Here is an 18,854-nt window from a genome sequence, read left to right on the forward strand (position 1 = left end):
AGACCACATGGAGGGCACAGTTGCTTCACACCACCTTCAGGAAGATGACGGCGAGCGTGAAGAGCACGAGCGTCTCGATGAAGACGACGCCGATGAGCATGAGCGTTTGGAGACGCCCGCCAGCTCCGGGATTGCGCGCTACGCCCTCACACGCGGCGCTGATGGCGCGCGAGTCGGCGTAAGCCGCCGCCGCCGCGGCAATTGCCATGCCGAAGGCAGCCGAGATGTACTTGAACGTCGTGTCCGTCACTCCCGTCCCACCTTGCTGCGCCCATGCTGGAGCGGTGAAGAACAGCAGCGAACCCATCCCCATGAGCGCTCTCGCGAACATCGGTTTCATATCCCCCTCCTGAGCATCGTGATCATCAGGGCCGCGCGGGGCGTATGAGGCCTTCGATGCCCGGTATACTTCCGTCCCCCTCTTACGACGGAAGCTCCAGACGGCATCGAATCTCGTCCATACATTGAGCCCCCGGCCCTTCCCCGCCTCACGCGGAGAGCGAAAGACATCGCCGCCGACGCGCCTGTCCTTCGCTCTCCCCTCGCGTCAGGCGTGAGCCGCTTCCTCCTGAAGCTCGACGCGCGAGATCGTACTCGCCTCCGCGTGATGCGTCACTTCGCCGATGTAGATGATCGAGAGCATGACGAAGATGAACGTCTGCATGAGCGCGACGAAAAGGCCAAGCGGCATCAGCAGCACGGGCACCCCCCAGGCGACGATCTGAGCGAAGACGCTCACCAGCGTCTCATCGCCGAAGATGTTCCAAAACAGACGCATCGAGAGCGAGATGATCCGCGCCGAATTGCTCACGATCTCCACCGGGAAGAAGAGTGGCGCGATCGCCAGGACCGGTCCCGCGAAGTGGCGCAGGTATTCGACAAGCCCGTTCTCCTTGATGCCGACGTAGTTGTAGTAGAGGAACGACATCAGAGCGAGCGCGAGCGGGACGTTGTAGTTGGCCGTGGGCGCGATGAGTCCTGGGATGAGACCCATGACGTTGCACACGCCGATGATGATGGCGAAGGTCCCGATCACGGGAAAATATCGCAATCCGTGCGGGCCGATATTCTCCCGCATCAGGTTGCGCAAGCCGCTGAAGATCAGCTCGAAGAGCTGCTGACGCGGACTCGGATTCTCCAGCGAGAGCCGTCCGAGCAAGAGCCGAAGTCCCACCGTACTGATCAGCACGGCGACGAAGAACATGACGACGTGCGTCGGAATTGGGAGATTCGGATCTCCGTGCCACTCGGCGCCGAAAAGCCCATAGAGCCGAGGCATGAGCGCTTGTTGCCAGCGATAGACAGTCGGGCCGAAGACATGATTGACCCATTCGACGAGTGCCGGGACATGATGCGCCGATCCGGCTTCCGATCCGACGGCCAAGAGGGCCAGCCCCGTGGCGACCATCACCTATTCGTCCCTCCCCAAGAGGATGCCACCGATGCAGTACCCAACCTCGAGCATAACGGCTACGACGAAGGCGCAGAATCCGGCGACCAGCGCGAGAATGTCAACCGCCCGGCTCCAGAAAGCGAATCCGATCGCTCCCCAGATGACGAGCGCTCGAAGGCTGAAGAACAAGATCGCTCGACGCGAAGCCTTCCTCGACGATCCGATCGAAGCGAAGAGCGTCCGCGTGCTCGCCGAGAGCCAACTATAGTTGGCCCAACCTAACGCTCCACCGAGGGCCACACCGAGGATAACCCCCGGCTCTCTCGTCCACGCCGCGATGAGCAGCATCGCGGCGAGCGCAAGCCACGTGTTTCGCTCCAACCGATGTCGCAGCCGGTGGAGTTCGCGCTCTTCACCGGATGTGAAGCACGCCTCGCTCATCCCTGAAAGGGGGAAATGGTAATCCACCGCTTTCCGTTTTGTCCAGGAGTTGGATTCGCGGTAACGGCTTCCGCTCTGGGGACGTGAATCAAGGGGGGACTCGCACAAGGTGCGATGCTCTCCGCTATGCTGGAAGCCACAAAGATGGCGGAGAGATTCGGTCCTCCTCCCGCCCTATCAGATCCCGAGGGCGTAGGTGAGATCACTCGGTTCCGAAACGCATCTTGTGCGCATTAGCGTTCGTTCGGCCCAAGGATGGAAGTCGCCATTCGTCAGAGCCCTTCGATCAAAATCCAGTCAAGTAGGGGAGCTGAGCAGCGGTGCGTTCGATGGCCTCTCCGGCTTCCAAGAGGACGAAGGTCGAATTCCAAGTCCCTTCCAGAAATTGTCGCCGAGTGCCTTCGGGCATCTGCACGGGGATCGTGCGATCGCCCGCGCGCAGGACCATCGTCTCCAAGCTGAGGTGAAGCTCCAGCTCGGGACGCTCGGCGACGGTCTCCCGCAACCATCGGGCTTCTTCGGGCGAGACCATCACGCAGGGGATGCCGATAGCCGTGCAGTTAGCGAAGAAGATCTCGGCGAACGATTCGCCGATGATGCCGCGAATGCCCCATCGCATAAGGGCTTGCGGCGCGTGCTCGCGCGAGGATCCACAGCCGAAGTTGCGTCCCACAATCAGCAAGGACGCCCCGCGATACTTCTCCTGATTGAACGGATGGTTGGGGTTCTGCCGCCGATCGTCCTCGAAGACGTGAGCCTCCAAACCCTCGAAGGTCACAACGCGCAGGAATCGCCCCGGGATGATCCGGTCCGTATCAATATCATCGCCGGGCAACGGAATTCCTCGACCGCTGATCTGGCGAATCGCCGCCGACGTCATCGCAGTATCTCCCGCACGTCTACGACTTCGCCCGCAATGGCTGCAGCAGCGACCATCGCGGGGCTCATGAGCAAGGTTCGTCCCGTCGGACTTCCCTGACGACCCTTGAAATTCCGATTGCTCGAAGAGGCGCAGATCTCGCGTCCACGCAGCCGATCGGGATTCATGCCCAAGCACATTGAGCATCCCGGCTTACGCCACTCGAATCCCGCTTCGAGAAAGATCTCATGCAAGCCTTCGGCCTCGGCCGCGCGAGCGACGGCTTCCGACCCGGGCACGACTAATGCGCGCACGCCACGTGCGACCTTGCGTCCGCGCACGACTTCGGCAGCCGTGCGTAGATCCGAGAGCCGCGAATTCGTGCACGAGCCGATGAAGGCGACATCAATCGGCGTCCCGAGCATGAGCTGCCCGGGTTTGAAGGACATGAATTCGAGCGCTTCCCAATAGGCGGTGCGCTCGGTTTCAGGCACCTCTTCGGGGGTGGGGATCGGCTCGGTCACCCCCACGGATTGCCCGGGGTTGATTCCCCAGGTCACCATTGGTTGCATCGTCGAAGCGTCCAAGTGGACCTCATCATCGTACGAAGCGCCAGGATCGGACGCGACCTGCTGCCACCATCGGACAGCGCGCTCGAAGGCGTCGCCTTGCGGGGCGAATGGACGTCCGCGCAGATACTCAAACGTCGTGCGATCCGGATTGACATAGCCGATGCGCGCTCCCCCTTCGATCGTCATGTTGCAAATGGTCATGCGTTCTTCCATCGTCATCGCTTCGATGGCCGAGCCCGCATATTCGTACGCGTATCCCACGCCTCCCTTCACGCCGAGTCGTCGAATGATGGTCAGGATCACATCCTTCGCGTAGACGCCGCGCGGCAATGTCCCTTCGACGACGATGCGCCGAAGTTTAGGTTTGCTCATGGCCAGACATTGTGTCGCCAGGACGTCGCGCACCTGGCTCGTCCCGATGCCGAAGGCGAGCGCCCCGAACGCCCCATGCGTCGAGGTGTGGCTGTCGCCGCAAGCGATCGTCATCCCCGGCTGCGTCAATCCCAACTCGGGCCCGATGACATGCACGATCCCTTGCCGTCCGCTGCCGAGATCGAACAGGGTGATGCCGAAATCTCGGCAGTTCTTCACCAGCGCGGCGGTCATCTGTTCGGCCAACTCATCGGCGAAAGGGCGCGCGTGCGAATCCGTGGGGACGATGTGATCTACCGTGGCGAATGTGCGGTGGGGAAAACGCACCGTCAGGCCCAGATCCCGCAGCATCGAGAACGCCTGCGGGCTGGTCACCTCATGGATGAGATGCAAGCCGATGAACAATTGGGTCTGTCCGGAGGGCAATTCTCGAACCGTGTGCCAGCGCCAAACCTTATCCAAAAGCGTCTCGGCCATAGGCGTCTTCTCCTCGCCGCGCGAAGGGGGAATTGTAGGTTTGGCCATCGCCAGCGTCAAGCCGGAGTTCGCGAGCGCTTCTTTGTGCGCGGGCGCATTATCGCTCCGAGAGGTCGCGTAGGACAGCGAGCACGCGCTCAGCGATGACGGGCCAATCGTAGCGCTCGCGATAGAGTGCGCGCCCGCGTTCGCCGAGCTGACGGCGTCGTTCGGCATCCTCGGCTAAGGCGACGACGTGTCGCAGGAATGCATCGAGGTCATCTGCCGGGGAAAGCAAAAGCGCTCCCGAATGCTTCAGGCTCTCGTCGGTCAACCGTCCCGAGGTCCCCACGACCGGAAGCCCATGGCTGAGAGCGGCCATGAGCGAGGAGCGGCGCGTCGAGACCCCATCGCTCAAGGGGAGAAGGAAGAGATCGCTCGCTTGCAGCAAGCGTGAGACGGTCGGCGCGTCCACATATCCGAACGCGAGGATCTTCTCTCGCACCTTCATCGGAGCGAGCGCGAGCAGCTCTTCCGAGTCGGGTCCGATCGCCAGCAGGCGCGTTGGAATCTGCCGGGCCGAGAGCGCCTCCACGCTCCGCAAGAGCCACATGCGTTTCTTCGAGACGTGTAACGTCCCGAAGAAAGCGAGGACGACCTCCTCCTCCCGAAGGCCAAGGTGTCGGCGCACGCGCTCGCGATCGGTCGGTACGGGTTCGATATTGGAAGGGCTGGGCAGGTGAAAGATTCGCGCGCGCGTCCATCGGATCGGCGGCGCTTGGCGAAGCCATGTTGTCCAGGGTTCAATCGAGACGGCGAGGCCGCGCGCGGCGCCGGCAGCGAGCCAGAACATCGCGCGCTGTGCGAGCGCTGCGCTCAAATGTCGAAGGGGGAAGAGCGGGAGATCGGCATAGAGCTCATGAACGAGGAGCAACAGGCGTCGTCCCCGGAGCCGTTCTCGAACGAGCATCAGGGGAAAGGCCAAATTTACCCCTCCTCGTCCATAGGCATGGGGCACATACGGCACGAGGAGCCAATCCGGTGCCGCGCGAGTGATCTCTCGCGCGAGCGAAGCGAAGCCGCGCCATCCCCAGTGCGCGATGACGCGCCGCACGAGGACGCCGGCAACATCTTCCTCCTGCGCCTCCGTCGGGACTGCTGCGCCTCCTTCTGAAACGCTCGTCGTGAGCACGATGACCTCGTTTTGGCCGAGTCGGCGAAGATGTTCGGCCAGATGCCGCGTGTGATCCGCGAGCCCGCTCCGTTTCGGAGGATAGTCAGGGGAGAGGATGACGATCCGCATCTTCGTTTCGCGCGACCTCGATCACGAGCGAGCGCTCGCCCACTCCCGCCGCGTATCTTCAAAAGCGCGCATCAGGCATTCCAGATGGCGCCAGGAGGCGAACATCACCTCGGCGAATTCGCGCGCGCGGGAGCGGAGCGCGATCATCAGCTCGCCTTGGGTCACCAGACATTCGATGGCTGCCGCCAGCGCACGAATGTCCCCCGGTTCGACGAGCAATCCCGTCTCCCCATCGCGCACCCATTCCGGAAGCGCCCCGACGCGAAAAGCGATGACCGGCGCCCCATGCCACAGCGCTTCAGCGCTGACGCGACAAAAGGGCTCGGGCCAGACCGATGGAACGACGACGGCGTGCGCGCAGCGATACAAGTGAAAGATGAACGGGCGATCGAGCCATCCGAGAAAAGAGACGGTATGCCGCGTCGGCACGCGTGCGGCCAAGCGCTCCAAGCGCGGTTGTTCCGGACCTTCGCCGATGAGAACAGCATGGATGGAAGGCGCGACGAATTCCAATGCGCGGAGGAAGAGGTCAGCGCCCTTGTGGGCGTACAGACGTCCGCAGAACAGAACGATCGGCAGAGGAGTCGGTGGGAATTCCGATTCCGGAAGCGGACGCTCTTCCCCCACGAGCGCAGGCTGCACGAAAATGGGATTCGTGACGATCCGGTCTTCGGGCAGCCCGACGGCCATAAGCTCGCGCTTCATGTACTGGCTCGCCACGAGAAGGCGCGGCAACTGGCGCGCCGCTTCGATCCACTGCTTCGTCACGCGAACATTGGCCCAAAGGCGCCAAGGTCGGCGCGTCGCGCACCCGTGCAGATATGGGGCGATGAGGCAATACGGGCTGAAGGGTCTTTGGCAAACGCGCTGCTGGCGTGCGTAGAACTTCCCATGTCCCGGACACACGTAGCGACTGTGAACGTGGATGAAGGGAATCGTGGGGCGAAGTCGATCGAGGAGGCGAAGCACGGCGGCCTCCTCCACATCGTGCGCGAGGATGACATCGGGATCGAGTCGTTCCACGATCCGGCGCAATTCGGCGGCGCGCTGTGGCCATGGTCCGGTATTCGGTCGCAGCGCGGGAACATGAACGCGCGCGGACGTGATCGCCCGAAGCCGTTGCGTGACGGCCAGGCCATGCAGCAACGTGATCTCGTGCCCCTCTCGCTCCAAGAGCCGATGGAGATCGGCAGCGTACGTCTCCGTGCCGCCGACGATCTCTCCATGAAGCGTGATGTGCACGATGCGCATCGCGAGACCCTCATCCCGTGCGGAGCGCCTCTCGATAGATCGCCAGGCACCGGCGCGCGACGGCCTCCCATGTGAATCGTTCCAAGACGCGCGCGCGTCCTCGTTCCCCCATGCGGCGCGCTTCTTCGGGATGTCGCCGCAGCCACGCGATCCGATCGGCCAATGCGCGCGCATCATTGGGTGGGACGAGGAATCCCGTCACTCCGTCCTCGACGATCTCCGGAAGCGCGCCCACCGTCGTCGCGATCACGGGCGTCGCACACGCCATCGCTTCCAGAAGCGTCAGCCCGAAAAGCTCCGGAGTCGCATGCCGCGTCCCGAAGACGTCCGTGTACACCGAGGGGAGAACCGTCACGAGCGCCGCGTTATACTCGCGAACGAGGCGCTCATCGTCAGCATTGAAGATGAAACTCACGCACTTGCCGCGCGCCAACGTCCGCAGCAGCTCCAAGTATTCCGCGCTCCGCGTCGCACCGAGCTGCGGCTCCCACAACCGTCCGACGAGCCGCAACTCGACCGTCGCGTCCACGGCTTCGACGAGATAATTGATCCCTTTGTGCGGAAGCAGTCGTCCGACATAAAGCACCGTCTCATACGTGCGCCCAGGCAGGGGACGAAATCGCTCGACGTCTACGCCCGCGAAGATGATGCGATTCTTCCCTTCGTAGCGCGCGAACCGCTGTGCGGAGAACTGCGAAAGGTGCAGGAACCCATTCACCCATCGCCCAGTGTCGAGGTGGTAGGAGACGTCCCATCCCCCTCCTCCGAGGTCCGTGACGAAGACGCGTTTGCCCGTGACGCGAGCATAGGCGATGGCGAGCGTCGTCGCGACGACGTGGAATTGGTGGCAATGGATGACGTCCGCATCCGCGAGCGCCGTGAGGAATCGAAGGCTGACGGGATTGGTCCGCTGCCCACGCGGATACCAGAAGGGGCGGAAGAGCCGCACCTCCAGCGAAGCCCATTCGAGGCGCGACTCTTGCTCGTCCGCGCGCGCGGCGAAGCTCACCAGTCGCGTGGGCGTCAACCGCGCCATCGCGCGCGCGAGTTCTGTGGCGTAGCGCTCTCCTCCGCCGAGGATCGAACGTTCGCCGAAGTACGCCGGCGAGACGTGAACGACGCGAATCGGTTTGTCAGCGTCGTTCACCTCATTGTGACGAGCGCGCTTTCGCACGGGCGCGATCAACGACGTCCTCCAAGATCTCGGCCAAACGACGCGTTAGGGCGCGCCGCTCGTAGCGGCGGATGACCGCCGGCTGCGGATGATAAAACTGCCGCGCGAAGCCTTCTGGGTCAAGGGTCGCGTGGCGCAGCAGAGTGCGCAGTCGTTCGCCTTCGCGAGGCTCCACGCTCACGCCGACGCCAGCTTCCGCGATCAACGCGGAGGCCAATCCCGATGGCACCACGGCGAGGATCGGGCGCCCGGCGGCCATGTACTCGAAGAGCTTTCCAGGAAACCACTTCCTCCCTCCCTCATGGCTCGTGATGAGCAGAAGTAGCACGTCGGCGGCGACCATGCGCGCCAGCACCTCGCGATGCGTCGTGCGCGGCTCGATCGCGACCACATCGTGCAACCCTCGCTCGCGCACGAAACGCAAATTTGAGGGCGGCAATCCTCCCACGAAATGCACGCGCCAAGAGGACGGCGTCAACGTTTGCTCCTTGAGCCAGGCGATCGCTTCCAAAAACGCCGTGGCCGCATCTCCCCACACCATGCCCGTGTGCACGAGTGTCGTCGGAGCGCCGGCCTCAGGGGATACTCGCACGAGCGTTCGAAAATCCTCCGCATCGTAGCCGTTCGGGATGACGACCGAACGCGCGATCGTCTCCGGAACGAGTCGCGCGAAGTCTTCGACCATGGCCTCGTGCACGCAGACGAGGCGATCGGCGGCGCGCAAGATCCATCGTTCCGCCCACGCATCGAGGCGATCGCGGACGGGACGTCGCGCTTTGATCGGCCACTGCGTCCAATAATCGCGGAAATCCACGATGAGAGGCCGATGGAGCCATCGCTTGAGCCAAACGCCGAGCATCACCGAAGTCCACGGGCTCGCGGAGACGAAGATGGCTTCCACTTGATGTCGCCGCGCGATCCGCACGCATGTGGGCAGTGCGCGCATCGCCCAGTAGAAATGCTCGTCGCCGATGGGCGCTAAGCTGAAGTGATAGAGCGCGCGCAGCAGACGGTACCACCGCGCGCGCGGCGCATCTTCGCTGGGGACTTCGGAGAGGGTGACGGGATCGGTCCCCGTCGCCAGCGGAGAAGTGAACGAGAGCCTTCGCCGCACCCGTTCGCCTAGGGCCTGCACTGGATTGAAAGGCGCAAGCCGGTAGATGGGGAGATCGGGGGGCAGATCTTCAAGTAGCGTCTCGTCTCGTTCCTGCGGAGCGAGCACGCGGGCCCAATCGAGGGTGACGACGACGGGCTCCCACCCGAACTCGCCGAGATATTTGACGAACTTCACCGAGCGGAATGTGCCGCTGCTATTTTGCGGTGGGAACGCCAGAGCGATGAACAAGACCCGGCGCGGCATAGGTGCTCAAGAGACGTTCGAGGATCGCGTCGTCGCGCGCGATGCTTCGATCACCGACCAATACAGCGCCTCGAGTCGAGGGGCTTCGCGGCGAATGTCATGGTGTTCAGCGACGAACGTGCGGCCGGCTTCGGCCATCGAGGGCCACCGCGCGGGATTCTCGATGAGCTCGAGAAGCGCGTCGGCGAGTGCCGCGACATCGCGCTCGGGGACGAGTCGAGCGCTCTCCCCCTCGCGAACGACATAGGGAATATCCGCGTGGCGCGTCGCGACAATGGGCATGCCCGAGGCTTGCATCTCCAGCAGGACCGTGGGGGCTCCTCCCTCATCATCGCCATTGGCGGCGACGACGCTCGGCTGCACGAGGATATGGCAGCGCTCGGCCACCTCGCGATACGCCGCGCGCGAGAGAGGGCCCAGCCAATGCACGGCTCCAGCGATTCCCAACTCCCCAGCGAGTCGTTCCAAATGCGGACGCAGCGGTCCATCCCCGATGATGTAGAATTCGCTCTCGCGAGCGCGCGAGCGCACGTGCGCGAACGCGCGCAGCGCATACTCGTGCCCCTTCTTCTCCACCAGACGCCCGACTTGCAGCAAGCGGAGCGGTCCCTCGCGCCACACGCGCGGACGAAAGGGGAATTCATCGAGATCAATCGCGATGCGTCGCACGCGGATCTTCTCCGGCGGACATCCGAGCCGAATGAGTCGCTCGCGCATGTGCGGGCCTTCGACGAGAAAGAGCGCGCCGTGAGCGAAGAGGTGACGGTATCGCGCTCGCCACGCGGGATCTCGTGCGAGAGCCGAGAGGTCGTAGCCGTAGAAGGAGGTGATCAGCGGAACGCCCAGACGTCGCGCGGCCGCGAGCACGAGAACCCCTGTCGGCCCGAAATGCGCGTGCACAAGCTGCGGATGCAAGCGTCGCAGCGCCGCATGATACCGATAGGCGCGCGCGTTCTCGAATCGGAGCAGAATCGCGAGCAGCCGATCCCTCATGCGCTCTCTCAACGTCAGCTCCAACGTTCGCACGCGAACGAGTTCCTTCACGGGAAAGAGATCGAGATGCTTCACCTCCTCGGCCACGACGACCGGGCGCACACGACGCAGCGCGCGCAGGTATTCGTAGATGAAGGTCTCCGTCAGCGGCAGATACTCCGGTTTCACTTCGGCGACGATAGGCCGCGCATCCGCTGTGTTCCTCATCTGGTCCGTCCGGCGCATCCGCGTCGGCGTCGCAGGCGCGAGGTTTCGGCCGTCATCGCTTTCGTCTGCGTTCCTGCTCTCTCCATGGCGATCGCACGGATCGAACCCGCCGCTACGGCCGTTTCGCCTCCACAGCGACGAGGCCGCGCTTCATCAGGATGGCGAGGACGACGCCGACGAACATCCCCATGAGATACCCGTAGGGGAGTCCGACCGCCAGGAGTCCGACGAGCAAAATGATCATCCAATCGCTTCGAGACGACGTGGCCTCGCCCACCAGTCGCAAAAGCGCCACGCCCTCGAAGAACAAGATGACGCCCAGAATCGGCAGCGGAAAGATCTTCACAATCGCATCAAATCCCCGCCCGAAGAAGAGGCCTAGAAGCAGGTAGAGCGCGCCTTCGATGATCACCGAACCGCCTGTGCGCGCGCCGAAGGTGTAGTGTCCGGCGACTCCTCCGGAGCCGTGACAAGTGGGAATGCCCCCGAAGAAGGGATTCACCACGTTCATCAACGCATACGTGAGGCTGAGCTGCCGCGCCGTGATCCGGCGCTCGGGGAAAAGGTCCTCGACGATCTGTCGCGTGGCCAGGATCGAGTTCCCGAGCGAGAGGGGGATTTGCGGCAACGCCAGAAGGAGAACGCCCGTCCAGATGTCCGACCATTGGGGAAGGTGAAACTTCGGCGCGCTGAAGCCGACGCCCTGGACGAGGGCGGAGGGGGAGATTTTGAACGCGAGGCTGTAGGCGAAGCCCATCAGGACGAGCAGCAGGGCGACCGGATATCGCCGATTTCCCAACAGGATGAGCGTGAGGGCGAATCCCACGATGGCGAGCGCATATCCGAAGAAGCCATCTGCCGGCACGTACTCCCGCAGAGCGAGCATCGCCAATTGCAGGCCGAGTCCGAATTGAATCCCCCGCACGACGCTCTTCGGAATGACTCGCGTCAGCCACTCGATGAGGCCTGAGAGGGACAGCAGCAGCATAATGACGCCGATGGCCAATCCGGCTCCGTAGAGGACCGAGCCACTGAGTTTCTGCGTGATCACGATGGCGGCCATCGCCTTGAGCGGCTGCACCGGCATCGGGAGGCGGTATCGCCATCCCGTCAGAATTTGCATGAGGCCGAACATGGTGAGCACGCTCGCGCTATCCAGTTGGGCCGCCAGCGTGACGCCAACGACCAGTGGGAAATCCGTGCCCAGGTCCCCGAACGCGCCCGCCCATTCATTGCGGTCGAAGCGGATGGGGAACGCTTTGGATTTCGCCGTCGCGATGGTCTCCATAGATTCCCCCACGGCTTTCCGCAATCTCGCGCCAGGAGCCACAGAGGATAAATTCCCGTGGAGGGGGCAGGCAAGGGCGAACCGAGCCCGAGCGATGCTTCGGCATCGTAGGCGAAGCGCGCGGGCCACACTGTGATGTTCATTCGCTCGAGCGCGCCTCGCGCCGAGCAATGAGGCGCAGCAGCTCGCGCAGCTCGCGGAACGCGCTCGGTCGGAGACGGCTCAGGGCGAAGGCGTAGAGGCTCGCGCCAAGACCAGCTTGTAGCGCCAATGCCGCGAGATCGCTCGATGTGCGCGGAAGAATGAGCTGGAGGCGAGCGAACATAACTCCACCGGCCATGATGAAGGTGCTCGCAGCCGCGGGCGCGAGCGCGCGCAGAAAGACGCGCATCGGCAACGCGATGATTCGATTGGCGAGCGCGTGCGAGAAGTACCAGGCCGCGACACTCACGCTCGCATAGGCCAGGGCGACGCCTTCGATCCCCCATCGAAGGCCGAGCGCGATGGCGCCAACGACGGCGGGCGTGAAGATGAGGTTCCAGCGAAACAAGACATCCGGTCGCCCTTGAGAGAGACAAAGCGGCCCGATGGTCGTCCCGATCGCCTGCAGTGCTCCGATGACGCAGAAGACGCGCGCTAAGAAGATGGCGCGCTCCCATTGCGGCCCATAAAGCAATCGAATCAATTCGGGCGCGACGATCGCCATGCCGATCATCGTCGGGAAGGCCACGAGGGAGATTCCTTCGACCACGCGCCGATAGCCCACGCGCACGTGCTCCATATCGGATACTCGCGCCAGCGCCGGGAAGAGCGCACGCCCAAGCGCCCACGAGATGTTTTGCAATGGGAAGAGCAGCAGCCGATAGGCGAGGGCATAATACCCGAGCGCTTGCGCTCCGAGGAATCGCCCGATGAGCGCATTGTCCGCATTCCGAGCGATGTAGTTCAAGACGTTGATCCCCATCAGCGGTCGTCCGAAGCGCAATAACTCTCGCAGAGCGTCGCGATCCACGCGCGTCGGGTTCCCCAGCTCTTGGGGGCGCACAGAGAGCATTCCCCATGCCGCGATGACCGTCGTTCCCGACGCCACGAGCGTTTGTCCCACCAAGCTCCACGCTCCGCCTCCACGAAACGCGAGGCTTATGGCGGCGGCTCCGCCGAGTCCGAGCGCGAGGATCTCCACCAGGGCGAGCCGCCCCAACCGAAGCTCGCGCTGCAGGAGGTTGAGTGGTACGGTCGCCAATGCGACCAGCGGGAAATTCGCGGCGAGCGCAAGCGTAAGCGGCACAAGCAACGCATCCGCGTAGGCAACGGCGACCAGCGGCGCGCTGAGCATCAGGATGAGCATCAGCGCCAAACCGGTCACGAAACTCCCCCAAAAGGCCGCCGAAAGGTGCGCGCTCTTCAACTCGCGCTTCTGGATCAAGGCGGGGCCAATTCCCAGCTCGCTGAAGAGGTTCAAGAATCCCGTCACGACGCCGATCATCGCCACGCGCCCGAAATCGGCCGGAGTGAGCCATCGGGCGAGGATCGCCATGATCCCGAGCTGCAATAGCTGCTTGAAGAGTTGCGCGCTCCAGGACCACAACGCGCCGCGCGCCGCTCGGACCAAGAGCGCGGTCGCCATCCTTTGCTCCGCATGTCCCTCGGATTCGATCTCCGATCGTCGCATATGGCGGCGGTGTCTATCTCAGCGTGGGCTCGGCCGTGATGCTGGACGATCGAGCGTCGGCGCGAGATACCCAAGCCTCAGGAATCGCGCGCGGCTTCTACGGCGTCAATGCGTTTGATGACGCGCGCCGGAACACCGACGGCGATGGAGAAAGGCGGGATGTCCCGCGTGACGACAGCGCCAGCGCCGACGATCGCACTGCGGCCAATGGTGACGCCGGGCAGAACGACGGCATTCGCCCCGATGGTCGCATTCTCCTCCACCACGATGTCGCCCATGCGCTTCGGCTGAAAGCGCGCCGGCCGACTCAGATCGCGATAGCTGTACATCTCCGAGACGAGCACGGCTCCGGCCCCCACGATCGCGAAGTCGCGGAGGATGATCTGAGCCCCACCTCCATGCAGGATGCATCCCCAAGCCAATTCGACGTGATTGCCGATGACGATGCGTCCTCCCTGACGATACTCCGGCGCATGCCCCGCGCAGTAGAGCACGCAGTGGTCGTGGATGATGACGTTCTCCCCCAGGATGAGCCGATCCGGCCGAATGATCGTGACATGTCGGCCCAGTTGAAGGCCGGGCGCTCGTGCTTGAAGCTCATCGCGGAGCTTCTCCTCGTAATACGCGCGCTTCAGATCGGACTGCATGCGACGCCAGAGGCGGAGAAGGTCCCTCCACGTCATAGGTCATAATCCCTCTTCGTCCGATCGGCGAACCACCCGCGGGAGATGCTGGAGAGCAAGCGCGCGCGCACCGTCGCATACATGCGGGAGAATTCATTACCTCCGACCTCCGCCGCGTGGAAGTAGAGCATCTGCGGATGGAATGATTGCTTGAAGCGCACAACGCCCGCATGACCGCCGCTCGGGTTGAAGTCGTACCATTCGTAGCCCCGCTCGCACGCATCGCGAATGGCTTCAGCGTGCACGAGATTGCTCGGCCGATATTCGAGGAAGGCCCCGACGAACGCGCCGTGCCAATAGACGGCATGACGATTGTGATACAGGACGAGAATCCCGCCGATGACCACTCCGGACTTTCGCACGAGCCACAGGCGCACGTATCGCGCATCGTATTGGCGCAAGATTTGGAACAGGGTGAACGGATAGCGACTGGTCGCTCGCTCTCCCCAACGTCGCAATGCGTCCTGGTAGGCCGCGTAGTACTGCGCGTAATCGCTCTCGCTCTCGGCGAGAGTCACCTGCAACCCACTACGCATCGCCTTGCGAATATTGCTGCGATTCCCTCGTGAGAACTGGCGCCAGAGGTCTTTGTACTCCCCCGACAGGCGCAAGGCTTGCGTGAAGAGCACCGTCGGGCGAAACGCTTCCGGTATTCCAAAGGGCGCATAGGGATTGCCGAACAGACGCACCCATGCCGTGCGCGGTCCCCGCACGCTCGCGTAAATCGCGCGCACCTGTTCTGGGGAGAGATCCCCTTCGGCGATGATCCCTCCGTAGACGCCCGGGAACATCGATTCGTAGCCGCGAAAGAGACCGCGAAGTCCGGCGCGATACCGCATGAGCGGAACGATCGCCACCGTGCCGTCCTCGAAGAGATACGCGCGCGTCGCGATGCGAAGGTGAGGGAAGGTCGCCGCCATCGCCTCCGCCCACAGGCGCGTGTGAAAGAAGGTGGCATATGGACAACGCGCGCACACACGATCCCACAATTCCGACGGCGCTGGATCCAGCACCTGCATTCGAATCCCCCACGCATCCGTTGCGTCGGGCTCTCTCCCCATCGGGAGATCGTGCCCTTCACTTACCGGGGCTTCATCCCTCGATCCTCTGGATCAGCAGCCACCCGCACGCCTTCATCGCACCAGCGGCTTTGCCGACTCCGCGAAGCCTTGGGGCCGCGAGCCTTCCGTCGTCTCGCGCTCAGCCAATTGCTGGGCGACGAGCGCCAGATCGGCTTCCACCATCATCTTGATCAATTCCTCGAAGCGCACTTTCGGCTCCCATCCTAGACGGCGCCGTGCTTTCGAGGCATCGCCCACCAGGAGATTCACATCGGCCGGCCGAAAGAGGCTCGGGTCCACGACGACATAATCCCGATAATCCAAGCCGACGAAGCCGAAAGCCAGTTCGCACAGCTCGCGCACCGAATGCGTCTCGCCCGTCGCGATCACATAGTCGTCGGGCTCATCTTGCTGCAGCATGAGCCACATCGCCTCCACATAGTCCTTCGCATATCCCCAATCGCGCCGCGCTTCCAGATTCCCCAAACGCAGCTCCTTTTGCAATCCGTGCTTGATGCGCGCGACGGCGTGCGTCACTTTCCGCGTCACGAATTCCAGCCCGCGCCGCGGGCTCTCGTGATTGAAGAGGATGCCCGAGCAGGCGAACATCCCGTAGGATTCGCGATAGTTGATCGTGATCCAATGGCCGTAGAGTTTGGCCACCCCATAGGGGCTACGCGGGTGAAATGGCGTTTGCTCGTTTTGCGGCACCTCGCGCGCTTCTCCGAACATCTCACTGCTGGACGCTTGATAGAACCGAATGCGCGGATTCACCACGCGAATCGCATCGAGCAGGCGCGTGACGCCGAGGGCGGTGAACTCGCCGGTCAATACCGGTTGACTCCATGAGGTCGGTACGAACGATTGCGAGGCCAGATTGTAGACCTCATCAGGCTCGGCCACCTTGAGGGCGTGGATCAACGAATTCTCATCGAGCAGATCCGCGTAAATCAGCTCGATCTCTCCTTCCAGATGCGCGATCCGCCCCAGATTGGTCGTGCTCGTCCGTCGCACGATCCCGTAGACCTTGTACCCCTTCTCCAACAGGAGCTCTGCCAGATACGATCCATCTTGTCCCGTGATGCCCGTGATGAGCGCTCGCTTCATATCCCCTTCTCCTCGATGAGCTGGCGATTCGCTCCTTGAGCGCCGAGGTTCTCCAAGAGCGCGACAAGGAGCAGGAACAGAAGCGCATTCGCCGTCACCTGCAGGCCGAAGTCGAAAGCGCTATGAATGCCCACGCCCAAGAGGGCAACTGTCACCCCCAGCGCGAGCGCGCGCTCAAATCGCGCGGTCGGGGAGTCGGCGACGCGCGCCAAGGCTCGCCACGTGGCACGCCACAGCGCGAATAGTAGTCCGAGGAGTAACAGAACCCCGCTCACGCCCAGTTCAGCCACAAGCTGCAGGTAATCGTTGTGCGCTTGTTCAACTCGAGCGAATCCGGTCGAGCGATCGTAGCGCGTGTAGGCGACCGGATATGCGCCCAAGCCGACCCCTCCCCAAAAATGATCTCGGATCATCTCCCCCGTCGCCCGCCAGATCCTCGGGCGATCGGGTGGATTTGAGAGTGTCGCTCCCACGTCCTCTGGCATCCGCCATCGGCTCACGATCGGTTCGGCTCCGATCCACAAGACGCCCGCCGAGATCCCCGCGCTCAGCAGTGCCACTATCAGCACGCCGGAACGAAGACGCCGATCCGCACCCGCGTTCATCGCCCTCCATAGCAGCGGTAGCGCGAGCATTTGCACGCCCAGCACGAGCACCCCCCCTCGCGATCCCGTCAGCGCGATGGCGATCCCCATGACCAACGCCAGGACGGCGCATATCCCCCACCGCTCGCGGGCTACTCCGCGCCCGAGGATCGCGGCCACCGGCAACGGGAAGAGCATCTCCAAAAACCCGGCCGCGTGATTCCGATTGACGAACGGGCCGAAGGCGATCTCCGCCGCTTCCACTTCGCGCACCCACAGCAGCCGTTCGCTTCCGGCGAGCTTCTGCACCAGGCCGACGAGCGCGAGCGAGAACCCCAAGAGTAAGAGCACGACGAACGCTGCTGCCATGCGGCGCGTGCTGCGCAGCAGCTCAATGGCCAATCCGAAGTACCCACTCAGAAGCGCGAGCCGCCACATCGCCCGACGTGTCCCTGAAGGATCTTGAGAAGCTCCAGTGCGCACGATGGCGGGCGCACCAGAACCAACGGTCTCCGGCGATAAGCTCGGCGCGCGGGTGAGTTGTAGGGCCGCTACAAGCAGGGCGCCCGCGAGCACGCCATGAATCGGCGTCACGTGCACGCGCACGGCTCGCTCAAGGACGGCCTTCACACCCCAAAGCGCGAGCAAGATTAGAAGAAGAGCCGTGAGGGCGTGAATCGCCCACGGCTCCACCGCGCCGAACATCCACGGCGCAAGGAACACAGCGGCCAGCAGGCCCGCTAGCAGAAAGCGCTCAAGCACTCGGATCATCGGATACTCGCGTGAGCGCGAACGCATCGAACCATGCGCGTCCGCGAATGTAATCGTGCAGTGGATGCACCGGCTCGCGGCCGAGCACCATTCGCACCGCGCGCGTCTCGGCCGTCGTCACGAATTCCAATCGCATGAGGACCCACTCCTCGCTCGCGGGAAGCGGCTCCGATCGCACCCGCATTCGGCGCGCATCCTCGGCATCGGTGACTTCGACGTACAGTCCATTGGACGAGAGCATTCCTTGCGTCTTATACGCGAATTGCAGCACGTAACGCGTCGCGGGCTCGACCACGATCTCGCGCGCGACACCGGTATAGCGCACGTTCTCTCGCGCGCGGAATTCGAGAAGGAGCGAGCGCGAATCTCCGTATCCCGTGCTCTCATCAATGCCGGCCGCGACTTCCCGCGAAGAGGCGATCCGCCAGTCCAATCCCCCCTCGACGATGGGATGCTCGAAGTCGCCGTTCCAGAGCGTCGTCGCGGGCTCACGCCCATACTCCCGCCGCAGCCACTGGTGCCAGACGCGTTCGGCCTCTCTCCATTTCCGCGCGCGGACCAGCCCGCGCACCAAACGCCGCCCGCCCTCTCGTGTCGCCGCGTCCCAGTGTGGGAGTGCCCACCACAATGCGATCGCCTCTTCCGCTCGACCCTTGGCCAGAAGGTACTCCCCGATCTTCACCACCACCCACGCCGGGCGACCTTCGGCCAAGCGCTGCAGCACAGCGACGTCCCCTTCGCGCACGTGCCAGATCAAATCGCACACGTTCTCCACAACGTCCGGCGTCATCGCTACGAGCGCATGCAGATGCTCGAGCGCAGCATCCGTTCGCCCGGCGCGCAGCAGGAAATTCGCATAAAGCCAGCGAGGGCGAAAATGGTACGGAGCCAAGGTGACGGCCCGCTCATACGCCTGCGCCGCGCGCGCCCACGCTCCCTTCGCCTCGTAAGCACGTCCAAGCCCCATCCAGTAGCGCGCGTCTTGAGGAGAGAGCGCGACGGCCCGTTGAAAATACGCCACGGCTTTCGACGGATCGAAGTGCGTGGGATCGAGCAAGTGGATCATTCCGAGCTGCTCGTGCACTTCCGGCGCCTTCGGGATGAATCGCAGCGCCTCTTCCAATCCCTCGGCGTCTTGAAAAAGCATCGCCAGCGCGTATCCGCGAAACTCGCGCACGAGATGATGCATCCCATAGCCGAGCAGCGCGAGCCAGATCAAGAGAAACAGCGCGCGAGCGCGCAAGGAAGAGAGAGCGATGACGATCCCCGCCTCCGACGGCAGCTTCGAGAGAGGCATCCGGGCGCAG

At 63.4% G+C, this 18,854-nt stretch carries 17 protein-coding genes; all 17 read right to left on the reverse strand.

The window, feature by feature from the left end:
* Positions 1-25 precede the first annotated feature (25 nt).
* The gene (locus tag NZ746_03690; GenBank protein ID MCS6816465.1) at positions 26-340 is read right to left on the reverse strand and encodes an ATP synthase F0 subunit C; all 315 of its coding nucleotides are present in this window, start codon (positions 338-340) and stop codon (positions 26-28) included.
* 207 nt (positions 341-547) lie between these two features.
* Positions 548-1,408 (reverse strand): F0F1 ATP synthase subunit A, encoded by an 861-nt coding sequence (atpB, locus tag NZ746_03695; protein MCS6816466.1) that lies wholly within the window; start codon positions 1,406-1,408, stop codon positions 548-550.
* A 3-nt stretch (positions 1,409-1,411) separates the two neighbouring features.
* Positions 1,412-1,834 (reverse strand): hypothetical protein, encoded by a 423-nt coding sequence (locus tag NZ746_03700; GenBank protein ID MCS6816467.1) that lies wholly within the window; start codon positions 1,832-1,834, stop codon positions 1,412-1,414.
* A 286-nt stretch (positions 1,835-2,120) separates the two neighbouring features.
* On the reverse strand, positions 2,121-2,714 hold the full coding sequence (locus NZ746_03705; protein MCS6816468.1) for a 3-isopropylmalate dehydratase small subunit: 594 nt from the start codon (positions 2,712-2,714) through the stop codon (positions 2,121-2,123).
* Positions 2,711-4,114, reverse strand: coding sequence for a 3-isopropylmalate dehydratase large subunit (leuC, locus tag NZ746_03710; GenBank protein MCS6816469.1), 1,404 nt, complete (start codon positions 4,112-4,114; stop codon positions 2,711-2,713). The genes NZ746_03705 and leuC overlap by 4 nt, the downstream gene beginning before the upstream one ends.
* A gap of 97 nt (positions 4,115-4,211) precedes the next feature.
* Complete coding sequence (locus tag NZ746_03715; protein ID MCS6816470.1) at positions 4,212-5,396, reverse strand: glycosyltransferase family 4 protein; 1,185 nt, start codon at positions 5,394-5,396, stop codon at positions 4,212-4,214.
* A gap of 21 nt (positions 5,397-5,417) precedes the next feature.
* The gene (locus NZ746_03720) at positions 5,418-6,647 is read right to left on the reverse strand and encodes a glycosyltransferase family 4 protein (protein MCS6816471.1); all 1,230 of its coding nucleotides are present in this window, start codon (positions 6,645-6,647) and stop codon (positions 5,418-5,420) included.
* Between the two features lie 10 nt (positions 6,648-6,657).
* Positions 6,658-7,833, reverse strand: coding sequence for a glycosyltransferase family 4 protein (locus tag NZ746_03725; GenBank protein MCS6816472.1), 1,176 nt, complete (start codon positions 7,831-7,833; stop codon positions 6,658-6,660).
* Positions 7,796-9,181: a glycosyltransferase family 4 protein gene (locus NZ746_03730; protein ID MCS6816473.1), complete on the reverse strand. Its 1,386-nt coding sequence runs from the start codon at positions 9,179-9,181 to the stop codon at positions 7,796-7,798. Before NZ746_03730 ends, NZ746_03725 begins: the two co-directional genes overlap by 38 nt.
* Before the next feature lie 6 nt (positions 9,182-9,187).
* Positions 9,188-10,381 (reverse strand): glycosyltransferase, encoded by a 1,194-nt coding sequence (locus NZ746_03735; protein MCS6816474.1) that lies wholly within the window; start codon positions 10,379-10,381, stop codon positions 9,188-9,190.
* 112 nt (positions 10,382-10,493) lie between these two features.
* Complete coding sequence (locus tag NZ746_03740; protein ID MCS6816475.1) at positions 10,494-11,669, reverse strand: putative sulfate/molybdate transporter; 1,176 nt, start codon at positions 11,667-11,669, stop codon at positions 10,494-10,496.
* A 139-nt stretch (positions 11,670-11,808) separates the two neighbouring features.
* Positions 11,809-13,296, reverse strand: a complete 1,488-nt coding sequence (locus NZ746_03745; protein MCS6816476.1) for a lipopolysaccharide biosynthesis protein — start codon at positions 13,294-13,296, stop codon at positions 11,809-11,811.
* A gap of 122 nt (positions 13,297-13,418) precedes the next feature.
* A complete protein-coding gene (locus NZ746_03750; protein MCS6816477.1) occupies positions 13,419-14,024 on the reverse strand; it encodes an acyltransferase in 606 nt (201 codons plus the stop codon).
* Complete coding sequence (locus tag NZ746_03755; GenBank protein ID MCS6816478.1) at positions 14,021-15,085, reverse strand: GNAT family N-acetyltransferase; 1,065 nt, start codon at positions 15,083-15,085, stop codon at positions 14,021-14,023. Before NZ746_03755 ends, NZ746_03750 begins: the two co-directional genes overlap by 4 nt.
* 72 nt (positions 15,086-15,157) lie before the next feature.
* On the reverse strand, positions 15,158-16,192 hold the full coding sequence (gmd, locus tag NZ746_03760) for a GDP-mannose 4,6-dehydratase (GenBank protein MCS6816479.1): 1,035 nt from the start codon (positions 16,190-16,192) through the stop codon (positions 15,158-15,160).
* On the reverse strand, positions 16,189-17,547 hold the full coding sequence (locus NZ746_03765) for an O-antigen ligase family protein (protein MCS6816480.1): 1,359 nt from the start codon (positions 17,545-17,547) through the stop codon (positions 16,189-16,191). Before NZ746_03765 ends, gmd begins: the two co-directional genes overlap by 4 nt.
* On the reverse strand, positions 17,531-18,844 hold the full coding sequence (locus tag NZ746_03770) for a tetratricopeptide repeat protein (GenBank protein MCS6816481.1): 1,314 nt from the start codon (positions 18,842-18,844) through the stop codon (positions 17,531-17,533). The genes NZ746_03765 and NZ746_03770 overlap by 17 nt, the downstream gene beginning before the upstream one ends.
* Positions 18,845-18,854 lie beyond the last annotated feature (10 nt).

The organism is Blastocatellia bacterium (genome assembly GCA_025055075.1).
Classification (GTDB): Bacteria; Acidobacteriota; Blastocatellia; order HR10; family HR10; genus HR10.

What these genes read in the sequence shown, in the direction of transcription:
- NZ746_03690 (MCS6816465.1), bottom strand. Translation starts at nt 340, where the DNA reads ATGAAACCGATGTTCGCGAGAGCGCTCATGGGGATGGGTTCGCTGCTG.
- atpB (MCS6816466.1), bottom strand. Translation starts at nt 1,408, where the DNA reads ATGGTCGCCACGGGGCTGGCCCTCTTGGCCGTCGGATCGGAAGCCGGA.
- NZ746_03700 (MCS6816467.1), bottom strand. Translation starts at nt 1,834, where the DNA reads ATGAGCGAGGCGTGCTTCACATCCGGTGAAGAGCGCGAACTCCACCGG.
- NZ746_03705 (MCS6816468.1), bottom strand. Translation starts at nt 2,714, where the DNA reads ATGACGTCGGCGGCGATTCGCCAGATCAGCGGTCGAGGAATTCCGTTG.
- leuC (MCS6816469.1), bottom strand. Translation starts at nt 4,114, where the DNA reads ATGGCCGAGACGCTTTTGGATAAGGTTTGGCGCTGGCACACGGTTCGA.
- NZ746_03715 (MCS6816470.1), bottom strand. Translation starts at nt 5,396, where the DNA reads ATGCGGATCGTCATCCTCTCCCCTGACTATCCTCCGAAACGGAGCGGG.
- NZ746_03720 (MCS6816471.1), bottom strand. Translation starts at nt 6,647, where the DNA reads ATGCGCATCGTGCACATCACGCTTCATGGAGAGATCGTCGGCGGCACG.
- NZ746_03730 (MCS6816473.1), bottom strand. Translation starts at nt 9,181, where the DNA reads ATGCCGCGCCGGGTCTTGTTCATCGCTCTGGCGTTCCCACCGCAAAAT.
- NZ746_03735 (MCS6816474.1), bottom strand. Translation starts at nt 10,381, where the DNA reads ATGAGGAACACAGCGGATGCGCGGCCTATCGTCGCCGAAGTGAAACCG.
- NZ746_03740 (MCS6816475.1), bottom strand. Translation starts at nt 11,669, where the DNA reads ATGGAGACCATCGCGACGGCGAAATCCAAAGCGTTCCCCATCCGCTTC.
- NZ746_03745 (MCS6816476.1), bottom strand. Translation starts at nt 13,296, where the DNA reads ATGGCGACCGCGCTCTTGGTCCGAGCGGCGCGCGGCGCGTTGTGGTCC.
- NZ746_03750 (MCS6816477.1), bottom strand. Translation starts at nt 14,024, where the DNA reads ATGACGTGGAGGGACCTTCTCCGCCTCTGGCGTCGCATGCAGTCCGAT.
- NZ746_03755 (MCS6816478.1), bottom strand. Translation starts at nt 15,085, where the DNA reads ATGGGGAGAGAGCCCGACGCAACGGATGCGTGGGGGATTCGAATGCAG.
- gmd (MCS6816479.1), bottom strand. Translation starts at nt 16,192, where the DNA reads ATGAAGCGAGCGCTCATCACGGGCATCACGGGACAAGATGGATCGTAT.
- NZ746_03765 (MCS6816480.1), bottom strand. Translation starts at nt 17,547, where the DNA reads ATGATCCGAGTGCTTGAGCGCTTTCTGCTAGCGGGCCTGCTGGCCGCT.
- NZ746_03770 (MCS6816481.1), bottom strand. Translation starts at nt 18,844, where the DNA reads ATGCCTCTCTCGAAGCTGCCGTCGGAGGCGGGGATCGTCATCGCTCTC.